The organism is Streptomyces sp. NPDC093984 (assembly GCF_044764595.1).
Taxonomy (GTDB): Bacteria; Actinomycetota; Actinomycetes; order Streptomycetales; family Streptomycetaceae; genus Streptomyces; species Streptomyces cynarae.
Window position 1 is genome coordinate 122,653 of the sequence record NZ_JBIWIM010000014.1, and the last position, 19,387, is coordinate 142,039.

The 19,387-nt window shown below is 69.5% G+C and carries 15 protein-coding genes and 2 pseudogenes; 6 read left to right on the forward strand and 11 right to left on the reverse strand.

Annotated elements, in window-relative coordinates; genetic code table 11:
* Nucleotides 1-139: 139 nt before the first annotated feature.
* Both ACIRC0_RS33990 and ACIRC0_RS33995 read left to right on the forward strand, forming a co-directional pair.
* Nucleotides 140-343: an MbtH family protein gene (locus ACIRC0_RS33990; RefSeq protein WP_263227898.1), complete on the forward strand. Its 204-nt coding sequence runs from the start codon at nucleotides 140-142 to the stop codon at nucleotides 341-343.
* 132 nt (nucleotides 344-475) lie between these two features.
* Nucleotides 476-1,102, forward strand: a complete 627-nt coding sequence (locus ACIRC0_RS33995) for a GNAT family N-acetyltransferase (protein WP_403624151.1) — start codon at nucleotides 476-478, stop codon at nucleotides 1,100-1,102.
* 399 nt (nucleotides 1,103-1,501) lie between these two features.
* On the opposite strand, the gene ACIRC0_RS34000 is transcribed toward ACIRC0_RS33995, so the two are convergent.
* Nucleotides 1,502-1,726, reverse strand: a complete 225-nt coding sequence (locus ACIRC0_RS34000) for a hypothetical protein (RefSeq protein WP_403624154.1) — start codon at nucleotides 1,724-1,726, stop codon at nucleotides 1,502-1,504.
* A 496-nt stretch (nucleotides 1,727-2,222) separates the two neighbouring features.
* On the opposite strand from ACIRC0_RS34000, the gene ACIRC0_RS34005 reads away from it, so the two are divergent.
* Nucleotides 2,223-4,244, forward strand: coding sequence for a non-reducing end alpha-L-arabinofuranosidase family hydrolase (locus tag ACIRC0_RS34005; protein ID WP_403624157.1), 2,022 nt, complete (start codon nucleotides 2,223-2,225; stop codon nucleotides 4,242-4,244).
* 224 nt (nucleotides 4,245-4,468) lie between these two features.
* A complete protein-coding gene (locus tag ACIRC0_RS34010) occupies nucleotides 4,469-5,422 on the forward strand; it encodes an expansin EXLX1 family cellulose-binding protein (RefSeq protein WP_403624159.1) in 954 nt (317 codons plus the stop codon).
* A 232-nt stretch (nucleotides 5,423-5,654) separates the two neighbouring features.
* Here the strand turns inward: ACIRC0_RS34010 and ACIRC0_RS34015 are convergent.
* Nucleotides 5,655-6,657: pseudogene (locus ACIRC0_RS34015) on the reverse strand (IS5 family transposase).
* A gap of 379 nt (nucleotides 6,658-7,036) precedes the next feature.
* Between ACIRC0_RS34015 and ACIRC0_RS34020 the strand changes: the two are divergent.
* A complete protein-coding gene (locus ACIRC0_RS34020) occupies nucleotides 7,037-7,663 on the forward strand; it encodes a LysE family translocator (RefSeq protein ID WP_403624161.1) in 627 nt (208 codons plus the stop codon).
* A 168-nt stretch (nucleotides 7,664-7,831) separates the two neighbouring features.
* Nucleotides 7,832-8,033: pseudogene (locus ACIRC0_RS34025) on the forward strand (MFS transporter); the annotation flags it as partial.
* Between the two features lie 25 nt (nucleotides 8,034-8,058).
* Here ACIRC0_RS34025 and ACIRC0_RS34030 read toward each other — a convergent pair.
* The 9 genes from ACIRC0_RS34030 to ACIRC0_RS34070 all read right to left on the reverse strand — a co-directional run bounded on the left by ACIRC0_RS34030 (nucleotide 8,059) and on the right by ACIRC0_RS34070 (nucleotide 19,179).
* Nucleotides 8,059-9,816, reverse strand: coding sequence for an ABC transporter permease subunit (locus ACIRC0_RS34030; protein WP_403624164.1), 1,758 nt, complete (start codon nucleotides 9,814-9,816; stop codon nucleotides 8,059-8,061).
* A gap of 6 nt (nucleotides 9,817-9,822) precedes the next feature.
* Nucleotides 9,823-11,346, reverse strand: a complete 1,524-nt coding sequence (locus ACIRC0_RS34035; RefSeq protein WP_403624167.1) for an ABC transporter substrate-binding protein — start codon at nucleotides 11,344-11,346, stop codon at nucleotides 9,823-9,825.
* Nucleotides 11,347-11,565: 219 nt separating this feature from the next.
* Nucleotides 11,566-11,958: an SDR family NAD(P)-dependent oxidoreductase gene (locus ACIRC0_RS34040; RefSeq protein ID WP_403624170.1), complete on the reverse strand. Its 393-nt coding sequence runs from the start codon at nucleotides 11,956-11,958 to the stop codon at nucleotides 11,566-11,568.
* 92 nt (nucleotides 11,959-12,050) lie between these two features.
* Complete coding sequence (gene aspA, locus ACIRC0_RS34045) at nucleotides 12,051-13,463, reverse strand: aspartate ammonia-lyase (RefSeq protein ID WP_403624173.1); 1,413 nt, start codon at nucleotides 13,461-13,463, stop codon at nucleotides 12,051-12,053.
* A gap of 326 nt (nucleotides 13,464-13,789) precedes the next feature.
* Entirely contained in the window at nucleotides 13,790-15,073 is a 1,284-nt protein-coding gene (locus ACIRC0_RS34050; protein WP_403624176.1) for an NAD(P)/FAD-dependent oxidoreductase, read from the reverse strand.
* A 49-nt stretch (nucleotides 15,074-15,122) separates the two neighbouring features.
* The gene (locus tag ACIRC0_RS34055; RefSeq protein WP_403624179.1) at nucleotides 15,123-15,788 is read right to left on the reverse strand and encodes a haloacid dehalogenase type II; all 666 of its coding nucleotides are present in this window, start codon (nucleotides 15,786-15,788) and stop codon (nucleotides 15,123-15,125) included.
* A 45-nt stretch (nucleotides 15,789-15,833) separates the two neighbouring features.
* Nucleotides 15,834-16,772, reverse strand: coding sequence for an aldo/keto reductase (locus tag ACIRC0_RS34060; protein WP_403624182.1), 939 nt, complete (start codon nucleotides 16,770-16,772; stop codon nucleotides 15,834-15,836).
* Complete coding sequence (locus ACIRC0_RS34065; protein WP_403624185.1) at nucleotides 16,769-18,229, reverse strand: aldehyde dehydrogenase family protein; 1,461 nt, start codon at nucleotides 18,227-18,229, stop codon at nucleotides 16,769-16,771. The genes ACIRC0_RS34060 and ACIRC0_RS34065 overlap by 4 nt, the downstream gene beginning before the upstream one ends.
* Nucleotides 18,226-19,179 (reverse strand): succinylglutamate desuccinylase/aspartoacylase family protein, encoded by a 954-nt coding sequence (locus ACIRC0_RS34070; RefSeq protein WP_403624188.1) that lies wholly within the window; start codon nucleotides 19,177-19,179, stop codon nucleotides 18,226-18,228. The genes ACIRC0_RS34065 and ACIRC0_RS34070 overlap by 4 nt, the downstream gene beginning before the upstream one ends.
* Nucleotides 19,180-19,387 lie beyond the last annotated feature (208 nt).

The following is a 19,387-nucleotide window of genomic DNA, read 5'->3' on the forward strand; positions in this document are numbered from 1 at the left end:
CCGCGGTCACCCCGCGCACCGACCCGCCCACTCCGGCGGGGGTCACCCCGTGCACCACCCCGCCCACCCTGGCCCGACCCGCCCGTCCTCTCCACCCGTCCGACCGACATCCGACCCAGTGACGACGAAGGAACCCGACATGGACGAGAACACCCGATACCAGGTACTGCGCAACGACGAGGAGCAGTACTCCCTCTGGCCGGCCGACCTCGAGGTGCCCGCGGGCTGGCAGCCCGTCGGCAAGGAGGGCACCGAGGCCGAGTGCTCCGCCTACGTGGACGAGGTCTGGACCGACATGCGCCCGCGGAGCCTGCGCGAGCGCATGGAGAACGCCGGAGCCTGACCGGCACAGCACCGGTACGCCGGGCCGGCACACCCTGCCGGCCCGGCCGCCCCAACCCGCTCACACACGGCCCGCCGTCCCGGCGTCCACCGCCCCGGCCCCACCCCGCCGTGCCCCTCCCGAGGAGCCCGCATGACCCCCGTACTGCACACCGAACGCCTGGAGTTCCGCCCCTACCGAGCGGAGGACGAGGACGTCTTCGTCGCTCTGCTGGGCAATGAGGAGGTGTGCCGCTGGATGGGCCAGGACCGCGTACCCGAACCCGAGATCCGCGCGCTCTTCCGCGCCATCCTCACCGACGTCTACCCACAGCGCCGTTTCGACGTGTGGGGCCTGTGGCTCGACAGCACGTACGTCGGCCACGCCGAGGTGAAGAAGACCGGCAACGTCGACGGCCACGAACTGGTCACCGCCCTCGCCCCCGAGCACTGGGGGCGAGGGCTGGGCGCTGAGGTGGTGCGCGGCCTGCTCCGCCACGCCGCCGACAACCTCGGCCTGACGGAGGCCTACGGCATGGTGGGCGCCGACAACACCGCCAGCCTGGCCATGTGCCGCAGCCTGGGGTTCCGCCACCTCCGGGACGTCGTCGCCGACGACGGCTCCGTGACGAAGATGCTGGTCATCCCGACGAGACCCGCCGCCGAGAGTGTTCCCACGGGGGATGCGACCGCCCGGACGGAAGCGGCGCCGGCGGCGCCCGTGGGGGGCTCGCGTCTGCCGGGGACCCGGCGTGAGGCGGGTGCCGGTCGTAGGGGGTGACACGAGGGTCGCCGGACACCGGCCGGGCGCCGGGCCTCTGACGGAACCGTGACTTCGACCTGCTGTGGGCCGGCCGGTGTCTTTCGGACCTGGGCGGCGCGACGGCGGGCCTGGCTCTGCCCCTGCTGGTCCTCCAGCAGACAGCGCAAGGACGCGGGGAAAGCAGTGCAGTTGCTCGGCGTGGATGCCCAGGCCGGTGCTGAGGCGGTCGCGCTCACCCTGCCGGTCAAAGCTTGATCAGTGGCTGCTCACCAGGCCATGCGACTCCCCTGCTCTGTGAGGCAGAGCGTCAGGCTGCCGATCCGGTCGCCATCGGGATCTCCCAGGCGGTGGCATCGGCCGGGATTCCGGGCAACTCCTCGCGCGCCAGGGGCGGGCCGGGCTGCAGCAGACAGCGGCTCAGGGGGCATGCCGCGATCGTCGCATCGTCAGAGACGTCTGCTCCTCCGGGTCGCAGGCGCGGAGCAGGTCGATCAGCCCTGCGTCTCCGTCGATCTGCAGGCACTCCGCCGGGATACGGTCGTAGATGAAGAGGACCAGCTCACCGGCCGTGCCCCGGACGGAAACGCCGGCTGCGTCCGGGTCCTCACCACTGTTGCTCAGCAGTCGGACAGCGATTTCCATACCCGACGCGGCGGGCCCGCGGCCGGCCGCACACATCGGCTGACGCGGTGTCTGCGACGGCGTCCACCACGCGATGCTCGGCATCCGCCCGACACCCCCGGCAGGGAGGACCCCGAGTCCATCGCATGCCCGGAACGTTTCGAGATCCACAGCGAATCTTGCGAGGGGTATTGACCGGGCCCACCAACCTCTTACCATCCAGGATGCTCGGGAAATCGATTGATGTTCGACATCACGAACCTGGATGGGATCGACCCGGTCGCTCCGCACCGCACGAACGAGCAGGACCCCGCGTAAACGCACGCCGGACAGCGCTCCCTCCGCAGCCTTGAGGTTCATGGCGGCGACGTGCGCCAACCGCAACGGCAAGGTCGCACAAGGAGAACGACAGAAAGGAATGTCATGCCCTCATCAACACGGGCTCCGCCGCCGGGCGCCGACCGCCGCCACCGGCCCGGTCACCACCAACCCCCCACCCGACCGAACGAGGAGAACCATGAACCCGCTGAAGCGGCTCGGCCGTCGCCGAGCCTCGGTGTTGTCCCTGCTGGTCGCGGCCGCCCTGGTGACGCCTCAGAGCGCGACGGGCGCACCCCACCCGGTCCGGGCAACCGCACTGGGCGCCCAAGCGGCCCAGTCCGGACGGTACTTCGGGACCGCCGTGGCCGCCGGGAAACTCGGGGACGGCACGTACTCGGCCATCCTGGACCGCGAGTTCACCATGGTCACGCCCGAGAACGAGATGAAGTGGGACACGACGGAACGCTCCCGCGGCTCGTTCAACTTCGGCCCCGCCGACCAGATCGTGGGCCACGCCACCGCGCACGGACAGCGCCTGCGAGGTCACACCCTCGTCTGGCACTCCCAACTGCCCGGCTGGGTCAGCGCCATCACCGACGCGAACACCCTGCGCAGGGTGATGAACGACCACATCACCACCGAGATGAGCCACTACAAGGGCAAGATCTACGCGTGGGACGTCGTCAACGAGGCCTTCGCGGACGGCGGCAGCGGGCAGCACCGCAGCTCCGTCTTCCAGAACGTGCTGGGCAACGGCTTCATCGAGGAGGCGTTCCGCACGGCCCGGTCGGCCGACCCGGCGGCCAAACTCTGCTACAACGACTACAACATCGAGAACTGGACCGACGCGAAGACCCAGGGCGTCTACCGCATGGTGCGCGACTTCAAGGCGCGCGGCGTGCCCATCGACTGCGTCGGCTTCCAGTCCCACTTCGGCGCCGGCGGCCCACCCGCCAGTTTCCAGACGACGCTGTCGAACTTCGCCGCTCTCGGCGTGGACGTCCAGATCACCGAGCTGGACATCGCACAGGCGCCGACGAACGCCTACGCGAACACGGTGAGGGCGTGCATGAGCGTGGCCCGCTGCAACGGCATCACCGTCTGGGGCATCCGGGACAGCGACTCCTGGCGCAGCGGGGAGAACCCACTGCTGTTCGACCGCAACGGGAACAAGAAACCGGCCTACCAGGCGGTGCTGTCGGCGCTGGGCGGCACGCTTGCGGCACAGACGGCAAACGCCCGTTCGCCCCAGCCCGCCGCCGCCCTGCCCTCCCGCTTCTCCTGGAGCTCCGGCGGCGCGCTGATCTCCCCGAAACCGGACTCCACCCACAACATCGCCGGGATCAAGGACCCGTCGGTCGTCTACTACAACGGCAAGTACCACGTGTTCGCCAGCGTCGCCGGCTCCTCCGGGTACAACCTGGTGTACCTGAGCTTCAGTGACTGGTCCCAGGCCGGCTCGGCCACGCACCACTACCTGGACCGCACCGCCATCGGCACCGGGTACCGGGCCGCGCCGCAGGTCTTCTACTACGCACCGCAACGCCTGTGGTACCTCGTGTACCAGACAGGCAACGCGTCGTACTCCACCAACCCCGACATCAGCAACCCGAACGGGTGGAGCGCGCCGCGCAACTTCTACTCGTCGATGCCCGACATCATCAGGCAGAACATCGGCAACGGCTACTGGGTCGACATGTGGGTGATCTGCGACAGCGCCAACTGCTACCTGTTCTCCTCCGACGACAACGGGCACCTGTACCGCTCCCAGACGACCGTCGGCCAGTTCCCGAACGGCTTCACCAACACCGTGATAGCGGCGCAGGACTCCAACAGGTACGCCCTGTTCGAAGCGAGCAACGTCTACAGGGTGCAAGGCACCAGCCAGTACCTCCTGCTCGTCGAGGCGATCGGGTCGGACGGCAGGCGCTACTTCCGCTCCTGGACCTCCACCAGCCTCGCCGGCTCCTGGACGCCCCTGGCCGCGTCCGAGAGCAACCCGTTCGCACGGGCCACCAACGTCACCTTCCCCTCGGGTGCCTGGACCAGGGACATCAGCCACGGCGAGATGATCCGTGCCGGCTACGACCAGACACTGACCATTCCCGCCTGCCGGCTCCAGTACCTGTACCAGGGCAAGGACCCCAACGCGGGTGGCGACTACAACAGCCTCCCCTGGCGGCTCGGCCTTCTCACCCAGACCAACTCTTCCTGCTGACCGGCCTCAGGCCCTCGGTCCACACCGAGGGCCTGAGCGTCGCACAGGCCTCGTCTGCGGATCCTCTGTGAGGAACGGCAACCACCCGCCCATCGGCGGCCACTGAGGGGAGAAACCGGCTCGATCTTCGAGAACGAATGAGCGATGAAGAAGCCGGCAACCTTTTCCCTTCCTGCGGTCACTGAGCAGTGCACCATCGGCTCGATGTTCCGAACGGACGGGTAATGAAGACAGCGAGGCAGGCCGCGCGGCAGCGCAGGCACAGACGCAGGCTCATGCTGGGCACCGCCTTGGGGCTGACCGCCGCGGGCGTTCTCGCCACCCTGGTGATGGCGTTGCTGCCCGACCGCAAGGTCGATGCACGCTCTGCGGCGGCCACACCCGTCGCCACCACCCGAGTGGGAGCCACCGCCGCAACCGGGACGGGCACCCCGACCGCTCCTGGCACCCCTGGACCGACTGGCACCCGGACCCCGACGGCCGCTGCGACCACCACGACAGCTGAGCCCTCGCCCACTCACGCCCCGAGGCCCCAGCGCACTGCGTCCACCACGACCCCACCGGCGGGACGGATACAGCCCGGGACCTCCTACCGAGGAGTCGCCACCGCCTACGAGGCCGGGGACGGAGACGGCGCCTGCCTGTTCGGCCCGAGCCCCGACCTCATGATCGCGGCGATGAACACCGCCGACTACGAGACGTCCAGGGCGTGCGGCGCGTACGTGCTCGTCCGGGCGGCCAACGGCAACTCCGTCACGGTGCGGATCACCAACGAGTGCCCCCTGCCCTGCGCGCCCGGGCAACTCGACCTCAGCCAACAGGCCTTCGCCAAACTCGCCGACCTCAGGGTCGGCCGGATCCCGATCACCTGGAGCCTGCTGAGCCCCAGCACGTCCGACACGATTTCCATCAGGTACAAGACCGGGTCCAGCCCTTATTGGTGCGGCATCCAGGCGATCGGCCACAGGAATCCGGTCGCGCGGCTGGAGGTCCGCGCCTCCGGCGGCTGGCGGCAACTGCCCCGCACCGGCTTCAACTACTTCATTTCCGCCGACGGCAGCGGGTGCGGCGGCGCGATCAGACTTACGGACATCTATGGAGAACGGCTGACGATCAACGGAATCGCGCTGCGGCCGGACGTCGTACAACCGACCCAGCTCCAGTTCGCCCGGCACTGATCCCGCCGCCCACGTAATGCCCAAGGTTCACACCAAGGTGAACATCAGGGTAAGCCGACACACCGGAATCGGCCTCTTCCAGATCCTCGATGCCCTCCAAGACCTGCTGAACAGCTGGACCGGTATGTGCGGCACCTGCCACCGCCCCCTGTCCCAGACAACTGGCAGACACCACACACGCAGACGCCCATCGACCTGACGGAGCCCCACTAGGGCGCGTATTCGGTTGTGATCAACGGGTGGTCTTGGTGAGGTCTTTGATCCATATCATCGCGCCGCGAAGGTGGAGGCCGGCGAGGTAGCTGGCCGGGGTTTTGTCGTACCGAGTGGCGATGCCCCGCCAGGCCTTCAGCTTGTTGATCAGGCGCTCCACGGTGTTCCGTTCCTTGTAGAGGCCGGCGTCGTGGCCGACGGGCCGACCGCCCCTGCTGCCCTTCTTCTTCCGGTTGGCGGCCTGATCCCTCTTCTCCGGGAGGACCGCCTTGATACGACGTTTTCGCAGATAGGCGCGGTTAGCGCGGGACGAGTAGGCCTTATCCCCGGCGACCGCATCGGGCCGGGTGCGGGGACGGCCGACAGGACCACGGATGCGCACCTTCTTCAGTACGGGGATGAACTGCGGACTGTCGGCGGCCTGCCCCGCGGTCAGCACGAACGCCAGCGGACGGCACTTGCGGTCGGCGGCGAGGTGGACCTTGCTGGTCTGTCCGCCTCGCGAGCGTCCGAGCAGCGCGGCCTTCAGGCGGAGCTTGCGCCGGCGCCGGATGCGCCGCCGTTCTTCCCGCTCCGGGCCGTCCGCGACATCCTGCCCGACTTGTTCTGCCGGGCCGCCCCCTTTGCCGGGCCTTCTCCACCTCGGCGGCGGCCTTCTCCAAGGCGGTTAACGTATCTGGGTCGAGATGCATCCCGGCGGCGTCATGGTGAGCCCGGGCGGTGGTGGAGTCCACGCTGACCAGTGATAAGTCCACCTCACCACGCTTCTCAGCCTCAGCGATCAGGCCCTCCAGCAAGGCTTCGAAGACGCCGGCGTCCCTCCACTGCCGGAAGCGGTTGTGGACGGTCGACCACGCGCCGAACTCTCCCGGCATCTCCCGCCACTGCCCGCCTGTCCTGAAGCGCCAGATCACGCCCTCGAACTGCTGCCGCAGCCGTTGCGGATACGGGCCGTACTCGCCGATCGGCAGGTACGGCTCGATGAACTCCCATTCCACGTCCGCCAGTTGCACTCGCGTCACACGTCACGGTGTACCGGATCAGACCTCACCACGACGGCGAATCCCGCGGAACTGACACGCCCTGCGCGCGGGGCCGTACTCGCGCCGTGGAACATGGCCGACCGTGAGAACTCCGTATTGATCCCGGGGCCGGGTGTTCGTACGTCCTCGTCGTCCGCGCTGTACGGACTGCCAGGCCACGGACGTGCTGCTGCCGGAGGGATCGTGGCCGCGACGGATGGATGCGACCGAGGTGATCGGCGCCGGGCTGGGGATCGCGGCCCTGGGAGCCTGGCTCGGACGCCGGTGGCAAAGTGCTTGCCTGTTCTTTGTGACCGTGGTCTTCTGAACTCCTCTCGTACCTCAGCCCCATCCCCTTGGGAGCCCCTGAACGCACACCATGATCACTGCCGGGCTGGCCTTTGCCAGCGTGGCCATGCTCATCAATATGGCACCCGGTCCCGACACACTGCTCGTTGTCCGAACCTCCGTGACGCAGGGCAGGCCAGGCGGATTGGCCGCCGCCCTGGGCATCCTCACCGGCTGCATGGGCTGGGGCATCGCGACAGCCGTGGGCCTGACGGCCCTGCTGACCGCATCCCACCTGGCCTACGACACACTCCGCGTGTGCGGCGCCGCATACCTCGCCCTCCTGGGGGCCACGGCACTCTGGCGTTCCAGAAAGCCGACCGGCCCCGAACCGGCCGAGCAGCCCACCGCCCTGGCCAGCCGCCTGGCGGCGTTCCGCGCTGGCGTGGGAACAAATCTCCTCAACCCCAAGGCAGGCGTGTTCTACATGAGCCTGATCCCGCAGTTCGTCCCACAAGATGCGCAGATGTTCAGCGCGACGCTGTTCTTCACCGCCATTGATGTGATCGAGCTGGCTGCCTGGTACTGGTTCCTCTCCCGTGCCGCCTCGGCGCTGAGCGAACGCATCCAACGCCCCGCGTTCCGCCGCCGCCTCGAACAGATCACCGGCGTGGCCTTCTTCGGCTTCGCCGCCAACCTCCTCGCCGACCGCTCGTAGAGCTCCCGCCCATTCCGCCCCGCAAGCCGGTCGGCGAGCATGGCGAGGCATCGCCACCCCGCTACGAGACCCCGGGAAGCTACCTCGCTGGCCCCCACCTCCGCGCCGCGATGATCTGAATCAAGGACCTCACACGAGCCACTCCTTGATCACAACTAAATACGCTCCCTAGCAGTGGACTTCCGCACCGCCTGCCTCGCCGCGCCAGGGTCTTCTCGTGCCGGCCGGGCACGCCTGGCCGATACCGCAGCACATGCCGGGCCGGGCCGGCACCCGGCAGCAGGGTGGGGTCCGCGCGCTGCTGCCCAGCCGCCGCTTTCTCGCCCTGTGCTGCGCGTACTGCAGCCATCTGCCGGCCTGCAACCAGCTGCCCTGGCTCTGGCGGCACACCGCCGTCAACTGGCAGTCCTCCGGACCGAGGCCGTGCAGGACACGGCGAGAACCGAGAGCAGGACCAGTGCGCATGCCGGGGCGAGCACAGTCCAGGGCGCCAGTTCCACGTACGGCTGGTTCTCCGACAGAAGGCGGCCCCACTCCGCGGTGGGCGGCTGCTCTCCCAGGCCGAGGAAGCCGAGTGAGGCCAGCACGAGGACCGTGGTGGGGAGGCGCAGGAGCGCGTTGCGCAATACAGCGGGCAGTACGGCGGGAAGCAGATGACGACGGAGCAGATACCCGGGGCCGGCGCCGAAGGAGAGGGACGCGAGCATGTGGCCGCTGGCCCGTTCCTGTTCGAGCAGGGCCGCGGCCTGGGCGGCGTAGGGGGTCCAGCCGACCAGGCAGACCGCGAACGCGGCACCCCACACCGACGGACCGGTCGCCGCGGTCGTCAGCAGTCCGGCAAGGACCGCCGGCAGCGTGGACACCGCTTCCGTCAGGCCCGCGCCCAGCTGTGCCGTCATGCCGAGCAAGAGCCCGGTGACAGTGCAGACCGCCGTCACCGCGAGGGCCACACCCACCGTACGCAGCGCCCCGTGGCCCAGCCGGGCCAGCAGATCGCGGCCGAGCGAATCCGTACCCAACGGGTGCGCGGCCGAGGGCGGGAGCAGCCGGGCCGCCGTGTCCACGTGCAGGGGATCTCGCAGCAGTCCCGCGATGACCAGGGTGAGCAGCGCGGCGGCACAGGATCCGGCGACCCAGCGGCTGGAGCGCCGTGGTGGGAGAGCCGGCGCGTGCAGGGCGGGCAGGGTCCCCTCCCGCAGGGCCGGGCCGAGCAGAGCGCGACACAGGGCCTGGATCAGGAGACCGGCGGTGATGCCGAGCAGAACCAGGACGAGTGCCGCGGTCTGCAAGGGCGGAAGGTCCTGAGCGATGGCGGCATCCAGAGCGAGCCGGCCGAGCCCTGGAATGTCGAAGATCTTCTCCACCGCGACGGCACCGCCGACCAGCGCCACGACGGTCGGCAGGAATTGCGGCAGCACACCGGCCAGCGCGCGACGCAGCGCATGCCGGGCGATCCGCCCGGGCCCGAACCCGTAGGCGTGCCAGATCCGGACCCACGGCTCGTTGAAGGCGGCGGGCAACGCCTGGTCGAGCAGTCCGCCGATCATCGCCCCGGACGGAACACCGAGGGCGAGCGAGGGCAGCACCATCGACGGCGGCCCCTCCCACCCACTGGACGGGAACCAGCCCAGCCACACCCCACACACGGTGGCGAGGAGCGAGGCGAGCAGGAACTTGGGCAGCGCCGCGAGGACGGCGGGCCCCGTGCCCCCTCTCGCCCGGTGCAGCCGTCGCCGGGAGCCGAGATACAGGCTTCGCGCGCTGACCAGTGCAGCGACCCCGATCGTGACCACGAGTGCGCCGAGCATCAGCGTGACGGAGACCGCGAATGCGCTGGTCACCTGGGGCAGGACCGCTTCGCCCGACACCCAGGAGGTGCCTGCGTCGCCGCGCGGCAACCCGCCCAGCCAGTGCGCGAGGTGCGTGAACGGCCCCTCGTCCAAGCCTAGTTGCTCACGTACGGCGGCCAGTTGCGCGGGAGTCGGATCCTGATCGGCGGAACGGGCCCGCAGGACCGTCAGCGCGGGGTCGTTCCCCGACAGCCAGGGCAGCAGGGCCACGGCCGTCAGCAGCACGGCTCCGGCCACGAGGCGACCGAGGCCCGCGCGCCACCGGGCCGGGCGCGCATTGGCATGGACCGAAGTGACGCTCATCAACTGCTACTTCAGGCGGGTGCCGACGTCGATCAGGGAGCGCTCGCGAGGGTCGAGGAGCACGCCCTCGACCTTTGTGGAGATGCCCTGGACGACCCTCTCGTGGACCAGTGGTATGACCGCGTCGGTGCGCAGGACCTCCGCCTCGGCGGACATGATCTTCTGCTGTCGCTTCGTCGTGTCGCCTTCCTCGGCGGCGGACTTGATGGCTCGGTCTACCGCGGAATCCCTCAGACCGGCGATGTTGTACGCGCCGTCACTCGCGAAGTCGCTCGCGAGATACGCGACCGCGTCCCCGGTGTCGAGGAGCGTCACCCGGGAGAGGATGACGGCGTCGTACTTGCCGGCGAGGAGGTCGGCCTCCATCTGCGTGTACTCGCGCACGTCCTGCTCAACGGTGAACCCGGCCTTCTCCAACTGCTGCTGCAGGACGGTGGCGGCCTCGGGCAGTTCCGCGCGGTTGGTGTAGGCGGCCAGGCGCAGGGTCCTTCCCTCGGTCTTCTCCTTGACCTGTGCGGCCGTCGCTGCCTTGGCGCGACCGGTCACCTTCACCCGCTTGTCGGCGGCCCAGGAGACAGCGGGCCCGAACAGGCCCTGTGCGGGGTCGGCGTACCCGCCGAAGACCGAGTCGACGAGGGTGGAACCGTCCACGGCCTCGCGGGCGGCCGCCCGCAGCGCCGGATCGGTGAAGATGCCGCTGCGGGTGTTGAGGACGAGACTGTCGGTCCGCACGGAGGGCACTACGTGGCGCGTGCCCTTGGCCAGGAGCTTCGCCTGGGCGGTGGGGATCCACTCGGCGATGTCGACGTCGCCGCCGCGCAGGGCGTTGGCGCGCGCGGTGCCGTCGGCGATCCATGTCACGTCGATACCGGATGCCTTGGCCTTGCCGCCCCAGTAACCGTCGAAGCGGTCGAGCGTGGCGTTGGTCTTGCCGGTGAGCTTCGTGATCTCGAAGGGGCCCGTTCCGGTGCCGACCGGGGTGACCGTGCCGTCCTTGCCGTACGCGTTCGGCGAGAGGATGCTCAGTGCCGGGCTGGCCAGCCGCAGCGGGAGGACCGGGTCGGGAGCCTTGGTGCTGATGGTGACGGTGCCGGCGTCCTCCGCCTTCGCCGTCAGGGTCACGTCGCTGAGGACGCGGGGCTTGGGCTCGGCGGCACCGGCATGGTCGAGCGCGTTGACCACGGATTCGGCGGTGACCTGGGTGCCGTCCTGGAAGGTGGCCTTGCGCAGTTCGAAGGTCCAGGTGGTGGTGTTCTTCCGCGTCCAGGACTTCGCCAGCGCGGGCGCAGCGGCCCCGTCCTGGTCCAGCGCCGTCAGGCCCTCGGCCACGGAGAGCTTGCTCAGCACGGTGGCGTCATTGCTGTACGGGGAAAGCGCCTGTACCGGCGGCACCGCGAGAGCGACCCTCAGCCGCCCCGCCGACCCGCCTCCGGCATCGCCACCCGAGCCCGCCTCGCCGGTCACGAAACAGCCGGCCAGCAACGGAGTGAGAGCAAGCGCCGCGAAGAGGCCGCGGGAGATCGTACGCATGGGGGTCCTGTCGTGCGGGAAGACGGGTCAGCCCCTTCGCGACACCAGGTGCCGCGAAGGGGCCACACAAGCATATAAGGTAAGCCTTACTTAACCTCACTTGCCCTGAGTGAGATCTCAATGGATGAGATCGATTCGGTCGCTCCGAAGGCCCGTCGACCCGCAAGCGCGATCGAGGGAGGGCGTCCTGTCACCCGCGGCAGGAACGTGCCGGAACGCTCAATGCGTGCACGCCCGTGCCGCGCTGGACCGACCTGGCTCGTCGTCATGTCCGTGGCACGTGCGGGCGCTCAGGAGGTTGCTGTGGAGCACGTCGCGTGCGTCGTCGTAGGTCATCTCTGCCAGCGGGCTCGACGCCTGGCATCCATGGCAGAGGACGACCACTCCCACGTCCCCCGGGTGGTCCGCCGCTCGGGCGGCGAGCTCGGAGACGAAGGTCTCGTCGTTGAGGTCTCCGGCGAGGTAGAGATTGCCCGGATGGTCCTCGGGCAGCTCAGGTCGCCGTCCGGTGAGCAGGAGGTTGGCGCCCTCGCGGCGGAAGTGGGAGGCGACCGCCTGACCGATCCCGCTCGATGCGCCGGTCATCACGGCGTTGACGTCTTGGAGTCTCACGTGCGTTCCTCGTCGGTCGGCTGGTGGGCCTTCGCCCCCCGGCGAACGCAGACCCCCGTTCGCGTCGTTGTGCGGCGTGGGACAGCAGGTGGTCAGGCCAGAACCTGGCCACTACCGGCCACGACCTCGGGCCGCAGCAGGTTGGCGAGTGTGTCGGCTGGCAACAGGCCCTTCTCAAGGACGAGTTCGGCCACGCCCCGACCGGTGGCGAGGGCTTCCTTGGCGATGTCGGTGGCGGCCGTGTAGCCGATGTGCGGATTGAGAGCGGTGACCAGGCCGACGGAGTTCTCGACGGTCGCACGCAGCGCCTCGGTATTGGCAGTGATGCCGGCCACGCAGCGCTCGGCCAGCGTCAGGCAGGCCGCGCGCAGGTGTGTGACGGACTTCGACAGGGAGTGCAGGATGATCGGCTCGAAGGCGTTGAGCTGGAGCTGTCCCGCCTCGGCGGCCATGGTGATGGTGACGTCGTTGCCGATCACCTCGAAGGCCACCTGGTTGACGACCTCGGGGATCACCGGGTTGACCTTGCCGGGCATGATGCTCGAACCCGCCTGCACCGGCGGCAGGTTGATCTCGTTCAGGCCGGCGCGCGGACCGGAGGACAGCAGACGCAGGTCGTTGCAGCTCTTCGACAGCTTGACCGCGATTCGCTTGAGCACGCCGGACAACTGGACGAACGCCCCGCAGTCCTGGGTCGCTTCGACCAGGTTGGCAGCGGTGACCAGCGGCTGTCCCGTGATCGCGGCGAGGTGGCGGCGCGCCGACTCGGCGTAGCCGACGGGCGCGTTGAGGCCGGTGCCGATCGCGGTGGCCCCGAGGTTGATCTCGTGGATCAGCTCCACCGCCTCGGCGAGCCGGCTACGGTCCTCCTCAATCATGACCGCGTATGCGGAGAACTCCTGCCCGAGGGTCATCGGCACCGCGTCCTGCAGCTGGGTGCGGCCCATCTTCAGCACGTCGCGGAACTCGACGGCCTTGGCCGCGAAGGCGTCCTGGAGCACGAACATGGCCCTGAGCAGGCCGTGTACCGCGAACACCGTCGCGACCTTGACGGCGGTCGGGTAGACGTCGTTGGTCGACTGGCTGAGGTTGACGTCTTCGTTCGGGTGCAGGTCCTCGTACCGGCCCTTGGCGTGGCCCAGCAGCTCCAACGCCCGGTTCGCCACGACCTCGTTGGCGTTCATGTTCGTCGAGGTACCGGCGCCGCCCTGGATCACGTCGACGACGAACTGGTCGTGCAGCTTGCCGGCGCGGATCTCCTGGCAGGCCGCGACGATCGCGGCCGCCTTCCGCGGCTCCAGCAGGCCCAGTTCCTCGTTCGCGAGGGCCGCGGCCTCCTTCACGGCGGCCAGGGCGTCGATCAGGTACGGGTACGCGGAGATCGGTGTGCCGGTGATGGGAAAGTTCTCGATGGCGCGCAGGGTGTGAATGCCCCAGTACGCCTCGGCAGGGACGTCACGGTCGCCGAGCAGGTCGTGCTCGCTGCGGGTGGCTGCGGCGGTCATGGCGGCGCGGGCCTTCTCTCGGAGCAGGTTCAGGCGTGGTGTATGTCGGAGGTGCGGCGACGGGGGCGTGCGCGCTGACCGGCCGGGCTCTGCTGACAGAGGTCCGCGGCGGGCCTCGGCTGTTGCACGACCTCGGCGCACGCGCGGGCCGACGCCGCCTCGACCGTCGGGTCTCGCCCGCGCCGCGTCCCGCACGGAGGCCACACCCGGTCAGTGAGGCACCCACCCGCGCGGCGGGTGCCTCACTGGGAGGCGATGGCGAGACTGCTGGGACTTCTCATGACTTCTCGGAAGGTCCCAGCAGCGTCACCGCCGTCGGTATCGGCTCAGAACAGCTTGTCCTTCGCCTTGTAGTAGGCGCCGCCGAAGGGCAGGAACCAGGGCGTGCCGTTGTAGAAGGGGACGGGGACCTTCGGGAAACCGAAACCGCGCAGCGGGTTGGCCTCCGGCTTGCCGTCCATCATCTCGGCGACGGCGCGGCCCATGTAGGTGGCCATCTGGACACCGTGGCCGCAGTAACCCATGGAGTAGTACAGGCCGTTGGCCTCTCCCGCGTGCGGGATGCGGTCCCAGGAGAAGCCGACCATGCCGCCCCACACGTAGTCGATCCGCACCCCCGCCAGCTGCGGGAAGATCGCGGTCATCTCCCGCTTCAGGATGTCCCCGCTCTTGACGTCGGAGGCCGGGTTGGAGGGGGCGAAACGGGCCCGGCCACCGAATGCGAGGCGGTTGTCGGGGGTGAGACGGACGTAGTGGCCGACGTTCTTGTGGGCGACCAGCAGGCGGCCGTTCGGGATGAGCTCCTTGGCGCGCGCCTCCCCCAGCGGTTCGGTGACGATGATGAAGCTGCCGACGTTGATCAGCCGCTTGCGGAACCACGGCATCGACTTGTCGGTGTAGGCGTCCGTCGCCGCCATGACCTGCTTGGCGCGGATGGTGCCGTGCAGGGTCTCCACCAGGAAGCCGCCGCCGGGCAGGCGGGTGAGGCCGGTGGCGGCGTTGCGCTCGTGGATGTCCGCGCCGGCCCGCTCGGCGGCGTCCGCCAGGCCGCCGACGAACTTGCCCACGTGCAGGCCCGCGCTGAGCGGGTCGAGCAGGGCGCCGTGGTAGTAGTCCGAGCCGAGCTCGGCCCGCAGTTCGCTCTTGCTCAGGACGACCGTCTCGTGGCCGAAGTTCTCGGCCAGGTCACGCTGCTTGGCCCGCAGGCCCTCGAAGTGCTGGGGCTTGCAGACCAGGCCGAGGCGCCCGGAGCGGTTGAAGTCGCAGTCGATCTGTTCCTTCTGCGTGAGCTCCTCGACGACGTCGACAGCCTCGCGGAAGGCGTTGTACAGCTCGAGTGCGCGCTCGTGCCCATAACGCTTGCGGGCCTCGGCGGGGCTGATGGTGATGCCCTGGGTGCACATGCTGCCGTTGCGCCCGGAGGCGCCCGAGCCGACCTTGTCCTTCTCGACGAGGACGACCCGGGCGCCCTTGCGGGCGGTGTGGTAGGCGGTGGACAGCCCGGTGAGGCCGCCGCCGATCACCACCACGTCCGCCTCGTCGGGCAGGTCCTTTCCGGAACGGTCGGGCAGGGCGGGGGCTGTGTCCAGCCAGTAGGGGATCTGCTTCATGGCGTGCGTCCTCTGTGTTCTCTGTCCTGTGTCGCGGTTACGCCGTCGGTCAGCAGCCGAGGAGCTTCGGCAGGCCCGACAGGTCGGGCAGCTCGTCGTACGGCTGATAGTCGGCGCTGCCGGGGCGGCCGTAGCGGTTGATCCACACCCGGCGCTTCAGACCGAGGTCACGGGTCGGGATGTGGTCGTACTCCCAGCCCTGCGCAACGTGGATGACCTGCGACGGATCGACGCCAATGGTCTTGAAGGCGTGCTCGAAGGTCTGGCGGTCCGGCTTGTACGCGCCGGCCTGCTGGGCGGTGATGACGTAGTCGAACTCGACGCCGATGTTCTCGACGTTCTTGGCGATCAGGTTGTCGTCGGTGTTGGAGATGATGGCGATCTCGTACCTGCTCTTCAGGGCGCGCAGCGCGTCCGGGACCTCCGGGAAGGGACCGAAGGTGGGGACGGCCTCGACGAGCGCGTCGCCGTCGGACTCGCGGTACTCCAGGCCGTGCAGGCGCATGGCGTTCCGCAGGCTGGAGTGCAGGATCTCGTGGTACGGGCGGTAGGCCTCCAGGACGGCCTGGAAGCGCATCACGCGGAAGTCGTCGAGGAACTCGTCGACGTCCAGGTTGTCCAGGTCCAGCCGGTCCTGGAGGACCTTGAGGGTCGTGGGGCCGAGCTCGAAGTTGATGAGGGTTGCATAGGCGTCGAAGGTGACGATCTCTCGCATGGTGTCCAGCCTCAATCTCGCGTGTTTCCAGAAGGGGTGGGGGGTTCAGACAACGCGTTCGCCAGGGGCGACGATCGCGTCGAGTGCGGCCAGATCGGCCGTGTCGGGGACCCAGTGGGCCGCCGCCGCGTTGGCGGTGACCTGTTCGGGTGTCATGGCGCCGCAGATGACGGAGCCGACGGCGGGCAGGGCCGCCAGTCCGCTGACAGCGACCTGCAGGAGGGTCAGGCCGCGTTCGGCGCCGTACGCGGTGAGGGCCTCCACGCGGTCGAGGGCGGCGTCGGTGAGCCAGCCCTGCCGCCAGGACAGTCGGCTGCCGGGCGGGGGCTGCTCGCCGCGCCGGTACTTGCCGCTGAGCAGGCCGTTGGCCAGCGGGTAGTACGGCAGCAGGCCGACGCCGTGGCGCAGGCAGGCCGGGATCAGGTCGTTCTCCACGCCGCGGTCGAGCAGGTGGTAGCGCGCCTGGGTGGACACGAAGGCGTCGGTGAGCTCCTCGGCCGGCAGGTTGGAGCAGCCGATGTACCTGACCTTGCCCTCGTCGACCAGCTCCAGCAGGGCGGCGACCGTCTCGTCGAGCGGGGTGACGCCGTCCGGCTCGTGGTACTGGTACAGATCGATCCGGTCGGTGCCGAGCCGGCGCAGCGACGCCTCAACCGCGTACCGGATGTAGGAGCGGGCGCCTCGCCGGCCGTACAGGTCGGCCTCGCGCCCCATCTCCATACCGAACTTGGTGGCCAGGACGACATCGTCCCGGCGGCCCTTCAAGGCAGCACCCAGGAGCCGTTCGCCGTCGCCGCGCGAGCCACCCCGTTCGCCGGAACCGCCGTACATGTCGGCGGTATCGAACAGGGTGATCCCGGCGTCGAGGGCCGCGTGGACGACCGCCTTCGTGCCCTCCTCGTCGAGGCGGGAGCCGAAGTTGTTGCCTCCGACGCCGACGACGGAGACGGTCGGTCCGCGTGCGCCCAAGGTGCGGTACCTCATGACCGGCTCCCGAATCCGATGCAGACGTTCTTGGTCTGCGTGTAACTGGCCAGGGCCTCCAGCCCCTTCTCTCGGCCCCAGCCGCTGTGCTTGTAGCCGCCGAAGGGCAGCTCGACCCCGGTGCCGACGCCGGTGGCGTTGACGGAGACCTGGCCAGCCCGGATGCCCTCGGCCAGCCGCATCGCCTTGTCGATGTCGCGGGTCCAGACGTAGGAGGACAGGCCGTAGGGGCTGTCGTTGGCTATCTGAAGGGCCTCTTCGGCGTCGTCGAACTCGATGACCGTGACGACGGGGCCGAAGATCTCCTCCCGGGCGCAACGGGCCTGGTTGGTGAGGCCGGTGAGGACCGTCGGCTCGACGAAGTAGCCGTCCGCCAACTCGGGGTCGGACGGGGCGCCCCCGCCGACGCGGACCGTCGCGCCCTCCTGCCGTGCCAGGTCCAGGTAGCCGAGCACCCGGTCGCGCTGCCGGGCGGCGACGAGCGGACCGATGTCCGGGTCGGTGAGGCCGGGGCCGATGCGCAGGGCGGCGACCTTCTCGACGAGCCGGTCGAGGAACTCCTCGGCGCCGCGCTGCAGGAGCAGCCGGGTACCGGCCGAGCACATCTGTCCGGCGTTGCTGAACGAGGCACCCACGATCGCCTTCAGTGCCAGGTCGAAGTCGGCGTCGGCGAAGACGACGAACGGCGACTTACCACCCAGCTCGGTGACGGAGGGGACCACATTGGCGGCGGCGGCCTGAGCGACCTTGATGCCGGTGGGCACCGAGCCGGTGAAGGTGACCTGGTCGATGTCCGGGTGGCCGGCAAGGGCCGCACCGGTCTCGCCGTCGCCGGGGACGACGTTCAGCACGCCCGGCGGGAGACCGCATTCCAGGGCGATTCTGCCGATCTCCAGCGGGGTGAGGGGCGCCTCCGGGGAGGGCTTGAGCACCACCGTGCAACCTGCCGCCAGTGCCGGGGCGGAGCCCCTAGCGGTGTTCTGGAGCGGGTAGTTGAACGGGATGATCTGGCCGGACACGCCGATCGGCTCACGGACGGTGTAGTCGATCAGACCGGGGCCGAGCGGGATCGTGGTTCCGCCGAGCTTGTCGGCGACGCCCGCGTAGAACTCGAAGTAGCGGGCCGCCGCCTCCACGTCGGCCTTCGCCTGCCTCAGCGGCTTGCCGACGTCCTGGCTCTCCAGGCGCGCCAACCGTTCTCCCTGGTAGCGGATGGCTTCCGCGATGCGGTGGAGGATGCGGCCCCGGTCGGCGGCACGCATCCCGGCCCACTCGGGAGAGGTGAAGGCCGTGCGCGCGGCAGCCACCGCCTGGTCCACGTCCGCCTTGCCCGCCAGCGCCACCTGGGCGATGGCGTTGCCGTTCGACGGGTCGAGGACGGTGAAGGAACGGCCGTCGGCGGCGGGGACCTGCTTGCCGTCGATCAGTAGCTCGGTCCGCTGCGGTTCGCCGTTCATGGCCGGATCTCCCCCAGCACCTCGCCGAAGATGACGACCTCGTCGCCCGGACGGACCGTGCGGATCCGGCGCACCCAGAGCACGATGCCCTCCTGCGGGGCGGTGACCTCTTCCAGCGTGGTGCCGTAGTGGTCGGTGATGGTGGCGATCAGGTCGCCTTCCTTGCAGGTCTCCCCCGGCTCGGCGTGGGCGACGAAGAAGCCGCCGGCGGCGGACCGGGCGAAGGTGCCGGAGACGGTCGTGTAGGTGTCGCGCAGCTCCGCCTCACCGTCGATCATGCCGAGGCTGCGCAGGATGTTGCGGATCGAGTGCATGTGGTGGTCGACGTTGGTCTCGCGGTACGTGGCGCCGCCGCACTCGATGGTGATGGCGGGCTTGCCGGCCTCGAGCACGGGGTGGCGGACCGTGCCGCCCCACTTCCCGCCCTTCCAGACCAGCTCGTGCCCGGCGGCGAGCGCCAGGTCCGTCGCCAGGTCCTCGTAGCCGCCCTGGAGGATGACCAGCGGGGCGATCTCGCCGTAGGCGCCGCCGGTGTGCAGGTCGACCACGGCGTCGACGGCGGGGACGACCTGCTCGACGAAGGTGGCAGCGAGACGTTGCGAGTACGAACCCTCCGCGTCGCCCGGGAAGATGCGGTTGAGGTTGAGGTGGTCGATGCCGCTCGCGCGGGCGGCCGCCTCGAAGGCCGGGGTATTCAGGCAGGGGATGCCGACGACGGTGCCGCGCAGTGTGGCCGGGTCGAGGTCGGCGAGGACGCGCCGGATGGCCTCCTGGCCGTCGTACTCGTCGCCGTGCACGCCCGCGTCCACACACAGAACCGGACCGTCCTGCGCACCGTTGACGACGATCAGCGGAATGCCGAGCTCCACGCCGTAGCTGCTGGTGCCGACCGGGATCAGGCCGTGGGCACGTTCGCCCGGGGCGACGGTCAGCGGACCGATGGAATACATGGGAATCCTTTCAAAACGTGGACCAGCGTGTTGTCCTGGCCGATCCACTCCGTTCGGAGGTGAGGGCCTTGACCGGGGCGGGGCCGGCACGCTGCCGCATGTTTGTGCTGCTTCTACAGCACCCTTTCGAGGAATGCCTGGGTTCGTTTCTCGCGCGGGTTGGCCAGGACTTCGCGGGCGTCGCCGCGTTCGACTGCGATGCCGCCGT

Coding starts and splice junctions, on each gene's coding strand:
- aspA (WP_403624173.1), bottom strand. CDS start 13,463: ATGACCGCCGCAGCCACCCGCAGCGAGCACGACCTGCTCGGCGACCGT.
- ACIRC0_RS34050 (WP_403624176.1), bottom strand. CDS start 15,073: ATGAAGCAGATCCCCTACTGGCTGGACACAGCCCCCGCCCTGCCCGAC.
- ACIRC0_RS33990 (WP_263227898.1), top strand. CDS start 140: ATGGACGAGAACACCCGATACCAGGTACTGCGCAACGACGAGGAGCAG.
- ACIRC0_RS34020 (WP_403624161.1), top strand. CDS start 7,037: ATGATCACTGCCGGGCTGGCCTTTGCCAGCGTGGCCATGCTCATCAAT.
- ACIRC0_RS34035 (WP_403624167.1), bottom strand. CDS start 11,346: ATGCGTACGATCTCCCGCGGCCTCTTCGCGGCGCTTGCTCTCACTCCG.
- ACIRC0_RS34065 (WP_403624185.1), bottom strand. CDS start 18,229: ATGAACGGCGAACCGCAGCGGACCGAGCTACTGATCGACGGCAAGCAG.
- ACIRC0_RS34070 (WP_403624188.1), bottom strand. CDS start 19,179: ATGTATTCCATCGGTCCGCTGACCGTCGCCCCGGGCGAACGTGCCCAC.
- ACIRC0_RS34000 (WP_403624154.1), bottom strand. CDS start 1,726: ATGGAAATCGCTGTCCGACTGCTGAGCAACAGTGGTGAGGACCCGGAC.
- ACIRC0_RS34060 (WP_403624182.1), bottom strand. CDS start 16,772: ATGAGGTACCGCACCTTGGGCGCACGCGGACCGACCGTCTCCGTCGTC.
- ACIRC0_RS33995 (WP_403624151.1), top strand. CDS start 476: ATGACCCCCGTACTGCACACCGAACGCCTGGAGTTCCGCCCCTACCGA.
- ACIRC0_RS34055 (WP_403624179.1), bottom strand. CDS start 15,788: ATGCGAGAGATCGTCACCTTCGACGCCTATGCAACCCTCATCAACTTC.
- ACIRC0_RS34010 (WP_403624159.1), top strand. CDS start 4,469: ATGAAGACAGCGAGGCAGGCCGCGCGGCAGCGCAGGCACAGACGCAGG.
- ACIRC0_RS34005 (WP_403624157.1), top strand. CDS start 2,223: ATGAACCCGCTGAAGCGGCTCGGCCGTCGCCGAGCCTCGGTGTTGTCC.
- ACIRC0_RS34030 (WP_403624164.1), bottom strand. CDS start 9,816: ATGAGCGTCACTTCGGTCCATGCCAATGCGCGCCCGGCCCGGTGGCGC.